Below are 16,875 nucleotides of genomic sequence, written 5' to 3' on the forward strand. Positions count from 1 at the left end.
GGTGACTCGCCGGGCATGTGACTCGTGACGGACGTGACCGACGTGACCGACGTGACGACCCAGACCATCGAGACCATCGACACCGACGCCGGGCCCGCCCGCATCACCTGGCACCGCGCCGGGCGACCGAGGCTGGTCCTCGCCGTGGGCCACGGCGCCGGCGGCGGCATCGAGGCACGGGACCTGCGCGCGCTCGCCGACGCGCTCCCCGGGCACGGCGTCGCCGTCGCCCTCGTGGAGCAGCCCTGGCGGGTCGCCGGGAAGAGGGTGGCGCCCGCGCCGAAGACGCTCGACGTCGGCTGGCGCGGCATCTGGCCGGCCGTCGCCGCGCCCGGTGTGCCGGTGATCTCCGGAGGGCGCAGCGCGGGCGCACGCGTGGCCTGCCGCACCGCGACGGAACTGGGCGCCCACGCCGTGCTCGCGCTCGGCTTCCCGCTGCACCCGCCCGGCAGACCGGAGAAGTCACGGGCCGCCGAGCTGCTGGGCGCCGGGGTGCCCGCCCTGGTCGTCCAGGGGGGCAACGACCCCTTCGGCAGACCCGAGGAGTTCCCCGAGGGGACGTACGAACTCGTCGGGGTGCCCTACGGCGATCACGGGTTCGCCGTGCCCAAGCGGGCCCCGGTCACCCAGGACGAAGCCCTGGAGACGATCACCGCGGCGGTGGTCCAGTGGGCCGTGTCACTCGCGTGAACGGCGGGGAATGTTGTGGGGCGCAGGGCTGTTGAGCCGGACAGAAGTGCTGAACACGCAGCACCGATGTCGTGGGAGAGGAAGTCCGGCGCATGGGTTCGACCATCTGCCCCAGCCGCACCGACCTGGACTGGACGGTGCTGCACGCGGCCAAGACCGCTCCTATTCGAGCGGCGGGTGGGACGGGTAGTCGTCTATCCTCCGATTCGAGTGGGACCGGTCTCGGTCCTGCCCGCGATCTTGAGGAGGTGGGTCCGGTCACCGGTACCGACGCAGGGACCGACAACGGCCAGGCGGAGCTGCCCGAGGGCCAGGGCACGGACGTGGGGGCGCGCACGGAGTCCGGCACGGAGCGCAGCGCGCGCTTCGAGCGGGACGCGCTCGAGTTCCTCGACCAGATGTATTCGGCCGCCCTGCGCATGACGCGCAATCCGGCGGACGCCGAGGACCTGGTGCAGGAGACGTACGCCAAGGCGTACGCGTCCTTCCACCAGTTCCGCGAGGGCACCAACCTCAAGGCCTGGCTGTACCGGATCCTGACCAACACCTTCATCAACTCCTACCGCAAGAAGCAGCGCGAACCCCAGCGCAGCGCGGCCGAGGAGATCGAGGACTGGCAGTTGGCGCGCGCCGAGTCGCACATGTCCACAGGTCTGCGCTCCGCCGAGTCGCAGGCGCTGGACCATCTGCCCGACTCGGACGTGAAGTCGGCGCTCCAGGCGATCCCCGAGGAGTTCCGCATCGCCGTCTATCTCGCTGACGTAGAGGGCTTTGCGTACAAGGAGATCGCGGACATCATGGGGACACCCATCGGTACGGTGATGTCCCGGCTGCACCGGGGCCGCCGTCAGCTGCGCGGCATGCTCGAGGACTACGCCCGTGAGCGCGGGCTGGTCCCGGCCGGCGCCGGAGAGTCGAACGAAGCGAAAGGCTCTGGGTCATGAGCTGTGGAGAGCCGCACGAGACGGACTGCGGTGAGGTCCTCGACCATCTCTACGAGTTCCTCGACAGTGAGATGCCGGACGTCGACCGCGACAAGTTCAAGCAGCACTTCAGGGAGTGCTCGCCGTGCCTGGAGAAGTACGGGCTGGAAGAGGCCGTCAAGAAGCTGGTCAAGCGCTGCTGCGGCCATGACGACGTGCCGATCGACCTGCGCTCCAAGGTCATGGGCCGGATCGAGCTGATCCGCTCCGGCCAGGCCGTGCCCGAACACGACGTGTCGGTCACCCGGCAGGAGTCCTGACTCGGCTTGGACCTCGGCCGACCGAGGCCGGACCGTTGTAGGCCGGACCGTTGTCACCCGAATGTGCTAATCCGCGGGTGATACGCCCATGCCGCCACCCCCCGCCACCCTAGGCTCCGAAACCTGGACCAGGAGTGGGCGGGGGGAGGGATGACATGGACGGCCTTCCGGCACGGACGCGCCTCTACGTCGCCTGCGCCGCCGTCGGCGCACTGTGCTGCCTGATCCCGCTGCGGACCGACCGCACGTCCTGGTGGCCCGTCCTGCTGCTCGCCGCGCTGTACGCGTGCGGTGAGCGCGTCGCCCGCCGCCGGTTCGCCGGCACCCTCTACCCCGTCCTGTTGGCCGGGGCTTTTCTGTTGCCGGCGTCGGCCGCCGCGCTGGTGCCGCTGCCCGGCGCGCTGCTGTCTCCGGTGGGCCGGCGCCCCGTCGCGCTGCGGCGCGGGTGGCGGGCGGCCCGACTGGTGATCGGCGTATGGGCCGCGTCCCGCACGCACGAGGCGCTGGGCGGCCGGGACGCCGTCAGGGCGTCCGACAGCCCCGCCCTGATCCTGCCGGCCGCGGCAGCCGTCCTCGTCCTCTGCCTGGTGCTCGCCGTCCTGGACGGCGGGACGGTCGCGCCGGCCGAGGGGCTGCCGCCGCGGCGCGCCCGGCACCGGCTGTTCCTGCGCTCCCTGGCGCCCGTAGGGGTGCACGGGCTGGCCGGGCTGATGATGGCCGTCCTGTGGCACAGCCCCTACGGGCCGGTCGCCGCGCTGCTCGTGCTGTTCCCGATGGCCGTGTCCTGGTGGGTGTTCGCCCAGTACCACCGGGAGCGCGCCGCGCATCAGGCGACGATCCGCGCGCTGGTGCAGGCCGTCGACATCAAGGACGGCTACACGCGCGGCCACGGCGAACGCGTCGGGCAGGCCTCGATGATGATCGCCCGCGAACTGGGCATGGACGAGGGCCGGGTGGAGGTCATCCGCTTCGCCGGGATCCTGCACGACGTCGGCAAGCTGGGCGTGCCCACCCGGCTGCTCCGCAAGGACGGCCCGCTGACGGCCGAGGAACGGCGCGTGATCGAACTGCACCCCGAGTACGGGCACGAGATAACCCGGGGCATCTCCTTCCTCGGCGAGGCCAGGTCGGCGATCCTCCATCACCATGAGCGGCTGGACGGCAGCGGCTATCCCTACGGGCTGGTCGGCAGCCAGATCCCGGAACCCGCGAGGGTGGTGGCGGTCGCCGACGCCTTCGACGCGATGACGTCGACCCGGTCCTACAGCCGGGCCCGCCCCGTGCGGGCGGCCCTGGAGGAACTCCGGCGATGCGCGGGAGCCCACTTCGACCCCCGCATGGTCACCGCGCTGACCCGCGTGATCGACCGGGAGGGCTGGCACCCGGTCGTCACCGCGGACGAGCCCGGTCTGCCGGTGCAGACGTCGGCCCCCTCACCGGATCCGGTACCCGAACGGCCGGGAGCCCGTCGGTGAGCGGCCCGGGGCGCCGGACCCGCGTGATCGACCGGGAGGGCCGGCACCCGGTCGTCACCGCCGACGAGCCCGGCCTGCCGGTGCAGACGTCGGCCCCCTCACCGGATCCGGTACCCGAACGGCCGGGAGCCCGTCGGTGAGCGGCCCGGGGCGCCCGGCGGCCGTCGCGGTCCCGTCGGCGGAGCGCGGGCCGGGCGTGCCCCCGCTGCCGGCGGCGGGCGTCTCCGGACCCCCTCGCGAAGCTGCCCGACGGCGCCAGGGCGGCCGGCGGTGAGCGGCCGCCGGAGCGACGCCGCCAGAACCGTGACCCCAGCCCACCGGTGGAAGGCCCGCACACCCGTGACCGGCCGGGGGGAAACCCGCAGCAGCGCGTTCCGCCGCAGCGCGTCCCGCCGCAGTGCGGCGCGGGCCCGCGGACCCCTGCGCGTCCTGCACGCCTGTGCCGGGCTCCTCGTCCTCGTCTCGCTGCTCGCCGTCTTCCGTTCGGGGCTGGAGGAGCGGCCCGTCGCGCTCGCCTTCGGGGTGCTCGTGGCCGTCGGCGAGGCCTCCCGGTGGAGCGGGCCCGGACCGCGGGAGGCCGCCCCGCTCGGCGCCGCGGCCTCGCTGTCGTACGCGCTGCTCGGGGAGCATGCCGGGCATGCCACGCAGCACGGGGTCGCCCAGGTCGTCTCCGTCGTGGCGGTCGCCTCGCTGCTGGGCAGCGTGCCGCATCTCGCCCGGGGGGACGGGTCCGTCCTGGACCATCTGGTCCGGCGCGTCCTGGCGGTCGGATTCGCCGCCGTCTGCTTCCAGCCCCTGTACAACCAGGGGGCGTTCGACCGCTGGAGCGGCACCGCCTACGCGCTGTTGCTGCTCGCGCTGCTCGCCCTCACCGCCCTGTGCGAGACCGTCGTGGCCGCCGCGCTCGCGCACTCCCGCACCGGCTGGCCGTTCGCCCCCCTGCTCCGCGACGAGCTGCGGTCCCTGCCGGGGATCGGTTCGGCGGTGTGCGCGACCGGCGCGGTCATGGCGTTGGCGGTGGCCGTCGTCGGCCTGTGGGCGCTGCCGGTGTTCTCGGTGCCCCTGCTGCTCACCCAGCTCTCCCTGCGCCGGTACGCCGCCGTCCGCGCCACCTACCGGCAGACCATCGCCTCCCTGGCCCGCGCCACCGAGATCGCCGGATACACCCCGGCCGGGCACGCCCGCCGGGTCGCCGCGCTCGGTCAGGCGGTCGGCCGGGAGCTGGGCCTCACGGAACCGGAACTGACCGTGCTGGAGTACGCGGCCCTGATGCACGACATCGGACAGCTCAGCCTCGTCGACCCGGTCCCGGCCGGGGCCACGGCCGGACTGCCGCCGGCCGAGCAGCGGCGCATCGCGCTGCTGGGCGGGGCCGTCGTGCGCCAGACCGGGGCGAGCGCGCGGGTCGCCGCCGTCGTGGAGCGCCAGGCGGACCCCTACCCGGAGCAGCCGACGGCCGCGCGGATCGTGCGCGTGGTCAACGCCTACGACGAGAAAGTGCGCGACGCGGGGCCCGGCGGGCCGCTCACGGCGCTGGAGGAACTGCGGCTGGGCACGGGCGGCGAGTACGCCCCCGAAGTGGTGGAAGCCCTGGCCAGGGTCCTGTCGCGGGACGGTCTCACCCTGCCGGCGACTGGGTAACCCATGGGTAATGAGCGGGCGTCCAGCCACACGTGGTTGGATGCGAGGGAGAGAGTGTCCGGGGGCACTGGCCAGCCCACAGAACGGAACTGGCAGGCGGGAATCGTGAGGATCTTCGGCAAGGGACGGCACCGGCCCTCCGCCTCCTGGCGGCAGGCCACCGATCGCGCGTTCACGCTGATCGGCGACGGCCGGTACGAGGACGCGGGCGCGCTGCTGACCCGCGCCGCCGACCTCGAACCCTGGCTCTCGGAGTCCTGGTTCAACCTCGCCCTGCTGCACAAGTACCGGCACGACTGGGAGCAGGCCCGCGCGGCCGGCCTCCGCGCGGTCGCCCTGCTCGACCGGGAGACCGGCGCCCCCGACTGGTGGAACGTCGGCATCGCCGCCACCGCCCTCCAGGACTGGCCGCTGGCCCGGCGCTCCTGGCAGGCCTACGGGCTGCACGTCCCGGGCGGTGCCACCACCGTCGGCGAGCCCCTGGGGATGGACCTGGGCAGCGCCGCCGTACGGCTGTCGCCCGAGGGGGAGGCCGAGGTGGTGTGGGGGCGGCGGCTGGACCCCGCGCGCACCGAGGTGCTGTCGATCCCGCTGCCGTCGTCCGGGCGGCGCTGGGGCGAGGTCGTCCTGCACGACGGAGTGCCGCACGGCGAGCGCACCACCTCGGTCGGGCACTCCTACCCCGTCTTCGACGAGATCGAGCTGTGGGCGCCCTCGCCGGTGCCGACCTGGGTGGTCCTGCTGGAGGCGGCCACGGAGGCGGACCGCGACGCCCTGGAGCAACTGGCCGCCGACGCGGGCTTCGCCGCCGAGGACTGGTCCTCCTCCGTACGGCTGCTGTGCCGGCTGTGCTCGGAGTCGCGGATGCCGTCCGACGAGGGCGACGGCGAGCACCTCGACCCGCACGACCACAGTGAGCCGGGACACCCCGGGCCGCTCGGTCACCGGACCGACGGGCAGCTGTGGGTACCCGAGCGGGAGTGCGGGGTGGCCGCGCCGGCTTCGCTGGTGAGGGGGCTGCTGGACGGGTGGGTCGCGGACAGTCCGGACTCCCGGGACTGGCGGGACCTGGAAGAGGTCTGCTGAGACCGGGGCCGGCTCCCTTTAGGCTGTACTCGTAGGTTTCTCCAGGTCGCAGTTCCCAGGTTGCAGGAAGGCATACGTCGGTCATGGCGCAGCAGGACACCGATCAGCAGCACACGGGCGTGCTCCCCGTGGACGACGAGGGCTTCGTCATCGACACCGAGGAGGCGGAGGAGCGCGAGCAGGCCTGGCGTCGGGCCGGGACCTCGCGCCCCATCACCGTCGTCGGGAACCCGGTGCTGCACAAGGAGTGCAGGGACGTCACGGAGTTCGGCGAGGAGCTGCGGCAGCTGGTCGCGGACATGTTCGCCTCGCAGCACACCGCCGAGGGCGTGGGCCTGGCCGCCAACCAGATCGGCGTCGACCTCAAGGTGTTCGTCTACGACTGCCCCGACGACGAGGGAGCCCGCCACACCGGTGTGGTCTGCAATCCCCGGCTGGTCGAACTGCCCGCGGACAGGCGCCGGCTGGACGACAGCAACGAGGGCTGTCTGTCGGTGCCCACCGCGTACGCGCCGCTGGCCCGGCCGGACTACGCCGAGGTGACCGGCCAGGACGAGAAGGGCAACCCGATCAAGGTGCGCGGCACCGGTTACTTCGCTCGGTGTTTGCAGCACGAGACGGATCACCTGTACGGGCACCTCTACATCGACCGTCTCTCCAAGCGCGAACGCAAGGACGCGCTGCGGCAGATGGCCGAGAACGAGCCGCGATACCCCGTGGTCGCCAACGACTGAGCCGCCTCACCCCCTCGCACGACGCCTGGCCGCGATGACTACCGGCCAGGCGTCGTTCGTGTGTCCGACGCACGTTCGATCGCTTATGCACATCCGCTGATCCATAACCAGTCACACAAGGGGGGATCTCGGCGTGTTGGGGTAGTGAATGAAGCAAATCCGTTCCCAGAACGGTCAGTTGTAGTGCTGAATGGGAAGTGCGGGGATACGCAACGGCGCACGCCCGGCACGGCGGGAGGGGCGCGCGCCAACTGGCGGCTGAGAGGGGTTGTTCGTGCCAGCTTTCCCATACAGCACCACATACCGGACCGCGGGGACCGTGACCGCGGTCCCGGTCCCTCCATCGCTCTCTCTCCCGATCATCGAGGCGGCGTTTCCCCGGCAACTTCATCCGTATTGGCCCCGGTTGCAGGAGAACACGCGCTCGTGGCTGCTGGAAAAGCGGCTCATGGCGGCCGACAAGGTGGCGGAATATGCCGACGGCCTGTGCTACACCGACCTGATGGCGGGCTACTACCTCGGCGCACCCGACGAGGTAATGCAGGCCATCGCCGACTACAGCGCGTGGTTCTTCGTCTGGGACGACCGGCACGACCGTGACGTCGTGCACGGCCGCGCCGCCGCCTGGCGGGAGTTGAGGTTCCGGCTGCACGCCGCCCTCGACTCCCCGGAGAGCTATCTGCGGCACGAGGATCCGCTGGTGGCCGGACTCGCGGACAGCGCGGGCCGGCTGTTCTCCTTCCTCCCCGACACCTGGAACGCGCGGTTCGCCCGCCACTTCCACACCGTGATCGAGGCGTACGACCGGGAATTCCACAACCGGGTGGAAGGGCACATCCCGGCCGTCGAGGAGTATCTGGCCCTGCGCCGGCTCACCTTCGCGCACTGGATATGGACGGATCTGCTGGAACCGAGTGCCGGCTGCGAACTCCCGGACACGGTACGGAAACACCCGGCCTATCGGCGTGCGGCTCTGCTGAGTCAGGAATTCGCCGCCTGGTACAACGACCTCTGCTCGCTCCCTAAGGAAATAGCGGGTGACGAGGTGCACAATCTCGGGATCAGTCTCATCACCCACGAGGGTCTGACCCTCGAAGAGGCGGTCGACGACGTCAGGCGGCGCGTCGAGGAATGCATATCCGAATTCCTGGTCGCCGAGAAGGACGTCCTCCTGCTGGCCGACCGGCTCGCCGACGGGACGATCCACGGAAAGGAACTGGGCACCGCCGTACGGGCCTGCCTCGCCAACATGCGCAACTGGTTCAGTTCCGTCTACTGGTTCCACCACGAGTCCGGCCGCTACATGGTCGACAGCTGGGACGACCGGTCCACGCCCCCGTACGTCAACAACGAAGCGGCAGGTGACGCATGACCGTCGAGTCCGTGAAACCCGTGACGCCCGACGCACCGGAACTGCGGGAGCCGCCCCTGGCCGGTGGCGGGGTTCCGCTTCTCGGCCACGGCTGGAAGCTCGCACGTGACCCGCTGGCCTTCATGAGCCAGCTGCGCGACCACGGGGACATCGTCCGCCTCAGGCTCGGACCGAAGACGGTGTACGCCGTCACCACGCCGGCCCTCACCGGGGCGCTGGCCCTCAGCCCCGACTACATCATCGCCGGACCCCTGTGGGAGTCCCTGGAAGGCCTGCTGGGCAAGGAGGGCGTGGCCACCGCCAACGGCCCGCTCCACCGCCGTCAGCGGCGCATCATCCAGCCCGCGTTCCGCCTCGACGCCATCCCCGCCTACGGCCCGATCATGGAGGAGGAGACACGCGCGCTCGCCGAGCGGTGGAAGGGCGGCGAGACGATCGACTGCACCTCCGAGTCGTTCCGGATCGCGGTGCGGGTGGCCGCCCGCTGCCTGCTGCGCGGGCAGTTCATGGACGAACGGGCCGAGCGGCTGTGCGTCGCCCTCGCCAGCGTCTTCCAAGGTATGTACCACCGGATGGTGGTGCCCCTCGGCCCGCTCTACAGGCTGCCGCTCCCGGCCAACCGCGAATTCAACCGGGCCCTGGCCGATTTGCATCTCCTGGTCGACGAGATCGTCGCCGAACGCCGGGCATCCGGTCAAAAGCCGGACGATTTGCTGACGGCATTGCTCGAAGCGAAGGACGACAATGGCGACCCGATCGGGGAACAGGAGATCCACGACCAGGTCGTCGCGATTCTCACCCCCGGCAGCGAAACCATCGCCTCCACGATCATGTCCCTGCTGTTGGTTCTCGCGGACCACCCGGAACAGTCGGACAAGGTGTGCGCCGAGGTCCGGGAGGTGACCGGAGGGCGCCCCGTCGCATTCGACGACGTTCGCCGGCTCACGCACACGAACAACGTCGTCATCGAAGCCATGCGTTTGCGTCCCGCCGTATGGATATTGACGCGGCGAGCGGTCGCCGACACGGAACTCGGTGGCTATCGCATTCCGGCCGGAGCCGACATCGTGTACAGCCCGTACGCGATCCAGCGCGACCCGCGGTCCTACGAACGGCACCTCGAGTTCGACCCCGACCGCTGGCGCCCGGAGCGGTCGAAGGACATCCCCAAGTACGCGATGCGGCCGTTCAGCGTGGGCAACCGCAAGTGCCCGAGCGACCACTTCTCGATGGCCCTGCTCACCCTGGTCACGGCGGTCCTCGCGGACGGGTTCCGCTTCGAGCAGGTCCCCGACTCGGCCGACGCGACCCGGGTGGGCATCACGCTGCGTCCCCAACGGCTGCGGCTGAAGCCCGTCCCCCGGTGAGGGAAGCCCCGCCGCCGGCGTGCGTTCAGGCGGCCTCCGGGCCCCGGAACGTACGCCGGTAGGCGTTCGGGGTGGTGCCCAGCGCCCGTACGAACTGGTGCCGCAGCGCCCCCGCCGTGCCGAATCCGGTCCGCCAGGCGATCGCGTCCACCGTCTCGTCGGACGCCTCCAGCAGGTGCTGCGCGAGCAGCACCCGCTGGCGCAGGATCCAGCGGTAGGGCGTCGTGCCGGTCTCCTGCTGGAAGCGGCGGGCGAAGGTGCGCGGTGACATGTGGGCGCGGGCGGCGAGCTGCTCGACGGTGACCTCCTGGTCGAGGTGCTGCTCCATCCACGCGAGGACCTCGCCCACGGTGTCGCAGGAGGAGCGCGGCAGCGGCCGCTCGATGTACTGGGCCTGGCCGCCGTCCCGGTGCGGCGGCACGATCATCCGCCGGGCGATGCCGTTGGCGACCTCGGGTCCCTGTTCCTTGCGCACGAGGTGCAGACAGGCGTCGATGCCGGCGGCCGTACCGGCCGAGGTGATCACCGGGTCCTCGTCGACGTAGAGCACGTCGGGCTCGACGGTCGTGCGCGGGTACTCGCGGGCCAGCTGCTGCGCGTGCCGCCAGTGCACCGCGCAGCGCCGCCCGTCCAGGAGCCCTGCCGCGGCCAGCACGAAGGCCCCGGAGCACACGCTCAGCACCCGGGTCCCGCGGTCCACGGCCCGGCGCAGCGCGTCCAGCAGTTCGGGCGGGAACTCCCGCGCCGCGTACGTGTCACCGGCCGGTACGGTGATCAGGTCGGCGCTCTCCAGCCGTTCGAGCCCGTACGACGTGCTCACGGTGAAGCCCGCGTGCGGGGTGGACAGGGTCGGCCCCTCGGCCGAGGCGACGGCGAAGTCGTAGACCGGCAGCCCGTCGTCGCTGCGGTCGATGCCGAACACCTCGCAGACCACACCGAGTTCGAAGGGGTGCACACCGTCGAGGAGGATCGCGACCACGTTCTTCAGCATGCCGACAGTGTGCCCCGGCGATGGCAGGAATTTGAAGGTGTGCGGCAGTACTGCCACTGTCAGGAGCGTCGTGGTCGCACGATGCTTACCTCATGAACACAGTCACCGAACTCCTCGGAGTCCTCGTCCTCTTCCTCGTCCTCGCGGGTCCGGCGCTCGTGGGACTGGCCCACGAACGCCGGATCGACCGCCAACTGCGCGCGGCGCGGACTCAGAAGTCCTCGTCCAGGTCCACGGTCCCCTCCACCGCGACCTGGTACGCCGACGGCCGCCGTTCGAAGAAGTTGGTCAGCTCCTGAACGCCCTGCAGCTCCATGAAGGAGAACGGGTTCTCCGAGCCGTACACCGGGGCGAAGCCGAGGCGGCTCAGCCGCTGGTCGGCGACGCACTCGAGGTACTGGCGCATCGAGTCGGTGTTCATGCCCGGCAGACCGTCCCCGCACAGGTCGCGCGCGAACTGCAGCTCGGCCTCGACGGCCTCCCGCAGCATGTCGGTGACCTCCTCCTGGAGCCGGTCGTCGAACAGCTCCGGCTCCTCCTTGCGGACGGTGTCGACGACCTCGAACGCGAAGGACATGTGCATGGTCTCGTCACGGAACACCCAGTTGGTGCCGGTGGCGAGGCCGTGCAGCAGACCCCGGCTGCGGAACCAGTAGACGTAGGCGAAGGCGCCGTAGAAGAACAGGCCCTCGATGCACGCGGCGAAGCAGATGAGGTTGAGCAGGAAACGGCGGCGGTCGGCCCTCGTCTCCAGCCGGTCCAGCTTCTCGACCTCGTTGATCCACTTGAAGCAGAACTCGGCCTTCTCACGGATGGACGGGATGTTCTCCACGGCGTCGAAGGCCGCCGCGCGGTCCGCCGGGTCGGGCAGGTAGGTGTCCAGGAGCGTCAGATAGAACTGGACGTGCACGGCCTCCTCGAACAGCTGGCGCGAGAGGTAGAGCCGCGCCTCGGGGGAGTTGATGTGCTTGTACAGCGTCAGCACCAGGTTGTTGGAGACGATCGAGTCGCCCGTCGCGAAGAACGCGACCAACCGGCCGATCAGGTGCTGCTCCGCGGGCGTCAGCTTCGCGAGGTCGGTGACGTCCGAGTGGAGGTCGACCTCCTCGACGGTCCAGGTGTTCTTGATCGCGTCCCGGTAGCGCTCGTAGAAGTCCGGATAGCGCATGGGCCGCAGGGTCAGCTCGAAGCCCGGGTCGAGCAGGTTCTTCGTCTTCTTCTCGGGTGCGGTGGTCATCACTGGCAGGCCTCGCAGGACTCGGGGTTCTCAAGGGAGCAGGCGACGGCGTCCTCGTCGGGGACCGCCTGCACAGGGATCGGGGTCTGCGCCCGCGCGGCGCGGGCGATGCGGGTCGCCGGGCGCGAGCGCAGGTAGTACGTCGTCTTCAGGCCCGACTTCCAGGCGTAGGCGTACATCGAGGAGAGCTTGCCGATGGTCGGCGTCTCCAGGAACAGGTTCAGGGACTGCGCCTGGTCCAGGTACGGGGTGCGGGCGGCGGCCATGTCGATCAGGCCGCGCTGCGGGATCTCCCACGCCGTGCGGTACAGCGCCCGTACGTCCTCGGGGATCCAGGTGAACCCCTGGACCGAGCCGTTCGCCTCGCGCAGGGCCTCGCGGGTGCGGGCGTCCCAGACGCCGAGCGCCTTGAGTTCCCCCACCAGATAGGAGTTGACCTGGAGGAACTCGCCGGACAGCGTCTCGCGCTTGAACAGGTTGGAGACCTGCGGCTCGATGCACTCGTACACACCGGCGATGGACGCGATGGTGGCGGTCGGCGCGATGGCCAGGAGCAGCGAGTTGCGCAGGCCGACGGCGGCGATCCGGGAGCGCAGGGCCGCCCAGCGCTCCGGCCAGGTCGGCTCGACGCCGTAGTGGTCGGGGTGCAGGACGCCCCGGGCCGTACGGGTCTTCTCCCAGGCGGGGAGCGGGCCGTTGCGCTCGGCGAGGTCGGCGGACGCCTCGTAGGCGGCGAGCATGACGCGCTCGGCGATCCGCGTGGAGAGTGCCTTGGCCTCGGCGGAGTCGAAGGGCAGCCGCAGCTTGAAGAAGACGTCCTGCAGGCCCATCGCGCCGAGCCCCACCGGGCGCCACTTGGCGTTGGAGCGGCCCGCCTGCTCGGTCGGGTAGAAGTTGATGTCGACCACGCGGTCCAGGAAGGTCACGGCGGTGCGGACGGTGGCGTCCAGCCGCTCCCAGTCGATGTCCCCGGCGGCCGTGTCGACGAAGGCGCCCAGGTTGACCGAGCCGAGGTTGCAGACCGCCGTCTCGCCGTCGTCGGTGACCTCGAGGATCTCCGTGCAGAGGTTCGAGGAGTGCACCACGTGGCCCGGCTCGGCCGTCTGGTTGGCGGTGCGGTTGGCCGCGTCCTTGAAGGTCATCCAGCCGTTGCCGGTCTGGGCGAGGGTGCGCATCATGCGGCCGTACAGGTCGCGGGCGGGGATGGTCTTCTTCGCGAGCCCCTGGGCCTCCGCCGCGCGGTAGGCCGCGTCGAACGCGTCGCCCCACAGGTCGACCAGCTCGGGCACGTCGGCCGGGGAGAACAGGGACCACCGACCGTCGGCGTCGACCCGGCGCATGAACTCGTCCGGCACCCAGTGCGCCAGGTTGAGGTTGTGCGTACGGCGGGCGTCCTCGCCGGTGTTGTCCCGCAGCTCCAGGAACTCCTCGATGTCGGAGTGCCAGGTCTCCAGGTAGACCGCGGCCGCGCCCTTGCGCCGGCCGCCCTGGTTCACGGCGGCGACCGAGGCGTCCAGCGTCTTCAGGAACGGCACGATGCCGTTGGAGTGCCCGTTCGTTCCCCGGATGAGCGACCCGCGCGAGCGGATCCGGCTGTACGACAGACCGATGCCGCCGGCGTGCTTGGAGAGGCGGGCGACCTGGTGGTAGCGGTCGTAGATGGAGTCCAGCTCGTCCAGCGGGGAGTCGAGGAGGTAGCAGGACGACATCTGCGGGTGCCGGGTGCCGGAGTTGAACAGAGTGGGGGAGGACGGGAGGTAGTCCAGGCGGCTCATCAGCGTGTAGAGCGCGGCGACCTCGTCGACGGACCTCGTCGTGTCGTCCTCGGCCAGGCCGCTCGCCACTCGCAGCAGGAACAGCTGGGGCGTCTCGACGACCTTGCGGGTGATCGGGTGGCGCAGCAGGTACCGGCTGTGCAGGGTGCGCAGGCCGAAGTAGCCGAAGCGGTCGTCGGCGCCCTGGTCGACCAGCGCGTCGAGCCGGGCCGCGTGCAGCCGCACGAACGCGGCCGTGCGGTCGGCGATCAGGCCCTCGCGGTGGCCGACGGCGACGGACTCGGTGAAGGAGGTGACGCCCTGGGAGGCGGCCTCCGCGCGGATGCCGAGCGTCAGCAGCCGGGCGGCCAGCCGGGAGTAGGCGGGGTCCTCGGAGATCAGACCGGCGGCCGCCTCCGTGGCCAGCTCGCGCAGCTCCGACTCGTCCGCCCGCGCGGACCGGCCCCGCAGGGCCGCGGCGGCGACCCGGCCGGGGTCGGCGTCCGGGAGGTCGGCGGTCAGCTCGGTCAGCGTCCGAAGCAGCGCGGCTCCGGGACCGTCGGTCTCCAGGGCTGCTGAAACCGGTTCGGCTGGCGCGATGGTCACGTGGGGCTCTCCCTCGCTCGGCGGGGGCCTCGCACAGGGCAGCGGGCAGCACACGAACGCGGGGCGCGTCGCGTCCACCGGCCCATTCCGCGAGGCCCGGACGTCAGGGCACCCGAGCCGGACGGACCGGGTGCGCTGCCGGCAGGTGCTCGGACTGACCATGCGTGCGCGAATGGACAGGAACGCACGCAAGTACACCGTTGCGGGACAGTTCCGGATTCGCACCGGATTCCCCTGCGACGACAGCGAGCATGAGCATACATCTTGTGTCGGGCTGCCGCGCGACCCCCAGATGTTGTGTCGGGCTGGCTTCACAGCGTCAACCCGCAGGGCACGGAGCCCAGTCGTCCCGGCACCGGCGGCGCCGGGAGCGCGTACGGCGGCGGGCCGCCGAGGTGACCTGCCCTCGACGGCCCGCTGCCGGAAACGCGCGGGGAACGGTCCCCTCGCTAGTGCCCCGCCCCCGCCGTCGCCGGAGGCAGCTCCACCTGGACGCCCGGGTCGCCGGCGTCCGCCGTGTAGTCCGACGGGGACGTCTGGTCGACGCCCTCCGGGGCCTTCAGCGCCTTCAGGGCGAACGTCAGGACCACGGTCACCACCACGTTCAGCAGGAACGCGGTGAGGCCGATGTACCCGATCTCGCCGATGCCGGGGATCTCCTTCGACGAGCCGCCGAAGTGCTTCTGCGTCGGGGAGGCCACGCCGTACGCCGCGAAGGTGCCGTAGACCATGCCGACCGCCCAGCCGGCCAGCAGCGCCCAGCGGTGGAACCAGCGGGTGAACAGGCCGCCGACCAGGGCCGGGAAGGTCTGGAGGATCCAGATGCCACCGAGCAGCTGGAAGTTGATGGCCACCGTCTTGTCCATGGTGAGGACGAAGACCAGCGCGCCCACCTTCACCAGGAGCGACACCAGCTTGGAGACGCGGGTCTCCTCCTTGGGCGTGGCGTCCGGCTTGATGAAGTCCTTGTAGATGTTGCGGGTGAAGAGGTTCGCCGCCGCGATGGACATGATCGCGGCCGGCACCAGCGCGCCGATGCCGATCGCCGCGAACGCCACGCCCGCGAACCAGTCCGGGAACATGTCCTCGAACAACTGCGGGATCGCCAGCTGTCCGTTGGAGACCTTCACCCCGGCCGCGATCGCCATGAAGCCCAGCAGGGCGAGCAGACCGAGCATGAGGGAGTACAGGGGCAGGATCGTGGTGTTGCGGCGGATCACGTCACGGCTGCGCGAGGACAGCGTCGCGGTGATCGAGTGCGGGTACATGAACAGCGCCAGCGCGGAGCCCAACGCCAGGGTGGCGTACGTCCACTGACCCGCCTCGGCCGGCGCCAGCGCGCCGCGCGGCTTGCCGGTCGCCGGGTTGGTCTGCGCGAAGGCGTCGCCCGCCTTGGCGAAGATGTCGTCGAACCCGCCCAGCTTGATCGGGATGTAGATGATCGCCACCGCGATGACGATGTAGATCAGCGTGTCCTTCACGAAGGCGATCAGCGCGGGCGCCCGCAGCCCCGAGGAGTAGGTGTACGCCGCCAGCACGCCGAAGGCGATCAGCAACGGCAGGTCCTTGACGAACCAGTTGGTGTCCTCGCCGCCGCCCACGCCCATCACGTCCAGCACGGCCTGGATGCCGACGAGCTGGAGCGCGATGTACGGCATGGTGGCCAGGATGCCGGTGACCGCCACGGCCAGGGACAGGCCCTTGGAGCCGAACCGGCCGCGCACGAAGTCGGAGGTCGTCACATAGCCGTGCTTGTGCGACACCGACCACAGGCGCGGCAGGAACGTGAAGATCAGCGGGTAGACGAGGATCGTGTACGGCACCGCGAAGAAGCCCGCCGCGCCGGCCGCGTAGATCGCCGCCGGGACCGCCACGAAGGTGTAGGCGGTGTACAGGTCGCCGCCGAGCAGGAACCAGGTGACCCAGGTGCCGAACGACCGGCCGCCCAGGCCCCATTCGTCGAGGCTGTGCTCGTCGTCGGCCCTGCGCCAGCGCGCGGCCAGGAAGCCCATGACCGTGACGGCCAGGAAGAAGAAGATGAAGACGGCGAGTGCGACGCCGTTCACGCCGTCGTTCACTTCGCGGCACCCCCGCCCTGGTTATCGCGGCCGCGCTGGTCGAGCTGCCACAGCTTGTACGCGGTCACGGTGAGCACGGTGGAGAGCAGCACCCACAGCATCTGGTACCAGTAGAAGAAGGGGATGCCGATGAAGGTGGGGTCGATCTTGGCGTACGAACCCACCCACAGCATCGCCACGAAGGGCGCGAACAGGCAGAGGCCGATGACGACGCGCAGAGGCGTCACCACCGGCATTCTGGTCACTTCTGGGGCTTCTGACATCGGGCGGCTCCGTCCCCTCGCAGATCATGTGCAACGCGCACGAAATGTAGGTGACGGATAAAGGCAAGCGGAAGACCTCGTCCGCATATCGGTCTCGCCACTCCACGGGAGGACTCCGGCAGGCCGCTCCGACTGTGCCGTATCTGATCGGCGGGCGGCTTGAGCCGGGCCACGCGGAGTTGACCCGGGGGGCGCCCCCACGGAGCCTCGGCTGGTCCGTCGTGCTGTGGGTCTGGTCCACGGGCGGCTTGAGTCGGGCCATGCGGAGTTGTCCCGGGGGCGCCCCCCCGGGCCTTCGGCTGGTCCGTCGTGCTCTGCGTCTGCTCCGCGGGCGGCTT

The 16,875-nt window shown here is 70.9% G+C and carries 14 protein-coding genes and 1 riboswitch; of the genes, 9 read left to right on the forward strand and 5 right to left on the reverse strand.

Going from position 1 to position 16,875, the window contains the following annotated elements; translation table 11 throughout:
- Positions 1-24 precede the first annotated feature (24 nt).
- From ACFYO5_RS19760 to ACFYO5_RS19800, 9 genes are all read left to right on the forward strand, one after another.
- On the forward strand, positions 25-690 hold the full coding sequence (locus ACFYO5_RS19760) for an alpha/beta family hydrolase (protein ID WP_388710119.1): 666 nt from the start codon (positions 25-27) through the stop codon (positions 688-690).
- 248 nt (positions 691-938) lie between these two features.
- Positions 939-1,634 (forward strand): sigma-70 family RNA polymerase sigma factor, encoded by a 696-nt coding sequence (locus ACFYO5_RS19765; protein ID WP_356566413.1) that lies wholly within the window; start codon positions 939-941, stop codon positions 1,632-1,634.
- Positions 1,631-1,933, forward strand: coding sequence for a mycothiol system anti-sigma-R factor (rsrA, locus tag ACFYO5_RS19770; protein WP_388710121.1), 303 nt, complete (start codon positions 1,631-1,633; stop codon positions 1,931-1,933). Before ACFYO5_RS19765 ends, rsrA begins: the two co-directional genes overlap by 4 nt.
- A gap of 155 nt (positions 1,934-2,088) precedes the next feature.
- On the forward strand, positions 2,089-3,408 hold the full coding sequence (locus ACFYO5_RS19775) for an HD-GYP domain-containing protein (protein ID WP_388710123.1): 1,320 nt from the start codon (positions 2,089-2,091) through the stop codon (positions 3,406-3,408).
- Between the two features lie 420 nt (positions 3,409-3,828).
- Positions 3,829-5,049: an HD-GYP domain-containing protein gene (locus tag ACFYO5_RS19780; protein ID WP_388710444.1), complete on the forward strand. Its 1,221-nt coding sequence runs from the start codon at positions 3,829-3,831 to the stop codon at positions 5,047-5,049.
- A gap of 105 nt (positions 5,050-5,154) precedes the next feature.
- Positions 5,155-6,135, forward strand: coding sequence for a tetratricopeptide repeat protein (locus ACFYO5_RS19785; RefSeq protein WP_388710125.1), 981 nt, complete (start codon positions 5,155-5,157; stop codon positions 6,133-6,135).
- Positions 6,136-6,218: 83 nt separating this feature from the next.
- On the forward strand, positions 6,219-6,869 hold the full coding sequence (gene def, locus ACFYO5_RS19790) for a peptide deformylase (RefSeq protein WP_356566328.1): 651 nt from the start codon (positions 6,219-6,221) through the stop codon (positions 6,867-6,869).
- 274 nt (positions 6,870-7,143) lie between these two features.
- A complete protein-coding gene (cyc1, locus tag ACFYO5_RS19795) occupies positions 7,144-8,241 on the forward strand; it encodes an epi-isozizaene synthase (protein WP_388710127.1) in 1,098 nt (365 codons plus the stop codon).
- The gene (locus ACFYO5_RS19800) at positions 8,238-9,608 is read left to right on the forward strand and encodes a cytochrome P450 (protein WP_388710129.1); all 1,371 of its coding nucleotides are present in this window, start codon (positions 8,238-8,240) and stop codon (positions 9,606-9,608) included. The genes cyc1 and ACFYO5_RS19800 overlap by 4 nt, the downstream gene beginning before the upstream one ends.
- A 25-nt stretch (positions 9,609-9,633) precedes the next feature.
- On the opposite strand, the gene ACFYO5_RS19805 is transcribed toward ACFYO5_RS19800, so the two are convergent.
- The 5 genes from ACFYO5_RS19805 to ACFYO5_RS19825 form a co-directional block, all read right to left on the reverse strand.
- The gene (locus ACFYO5_RS19805; RefSeq protein WP_356566333.1) at positions 9,634-10,599 is read right to left on the reverse strand and encodes a helix-turn-helix domain-containing protein; all 966 of its coding nucleotides are present in this window, start codon (positions 10,597-10,599) and stop codon (positions 9,634-9,636) included.
- A gap of 211 nt (positions 10,600-10,810) precedes the next feature.
- Positions 10,811-11,836, reverse strand: a complete 1,026-nt coding sequence (locus tag ACFYO5_RS19810; protein WP_356566418.1) for a ribonucleotide-diphosphate reductase subunit beta — start codon at positions 11,834-11,836, stop codon at positions 10,811-10,813.
- Positions 11,836-14,196 carry a ribonucleoside-diphosphate reductase subunit alpha gene (locus ACFYO5_RS19815; protein WP_388710132.1) on the reverse strand — a complete coding sequence of 787 codons (2,361 nt, stop codon included), beginning with the start codon at positions 14,194-14,196 and terminating at the stop codon, positions 11,836-11,838. The genes ACFYO5_RS19810 and ACFYO5_RS19815 overlap by 1 nt, the downstream gene beginning before the upstream one ends.
- Before the next feature lie 122 nt (positions 14,197-14,318).
- A riboswitch (cobalamin riboswitch) is annotated at positions 14,319-14,462 on the reverse strand.
- Positions 14,463-14,645: 183 nt separating this feature from the next.
- Positions 14,646-16,274, reverse strand: a complete 1,629-nt coding sequence (gene mctP, locus ACFYO5_RS19820; protein ID WP_356566337.1) for a monocarboxylate uptake permease MctP — start codon at positions 16,272-16,274, stop codon at positions 14,646-14,648.
- Positions 16,271-16,537 carry a DUF3311 domain-containing protein gene (locus ACFYO5_RS19825; RefSeq protein WP_388710135.1) on the reverse strand — a complete coding sequence of 89 codons (267 nt, stop codon included), beginning with the start codon at positions 16,535-16,537 and terminating at the stop codon, positions 16,271-16,273. Before ACFYO5_RS19825 ends, mctP begins: the two co-directional genes overlap by 4 nt.
- Positions 16,538-16,875: the final 338 nt, after the last annotated feature.

This window comes from Streptomyces sp. NPDC006259 (assembly GCF_042870975.1).
Lineage (GTDB): Bacteria > Actinomycetota > Actinomycetes > Streptomycetales > Streptomycetaceae > Streptomyces.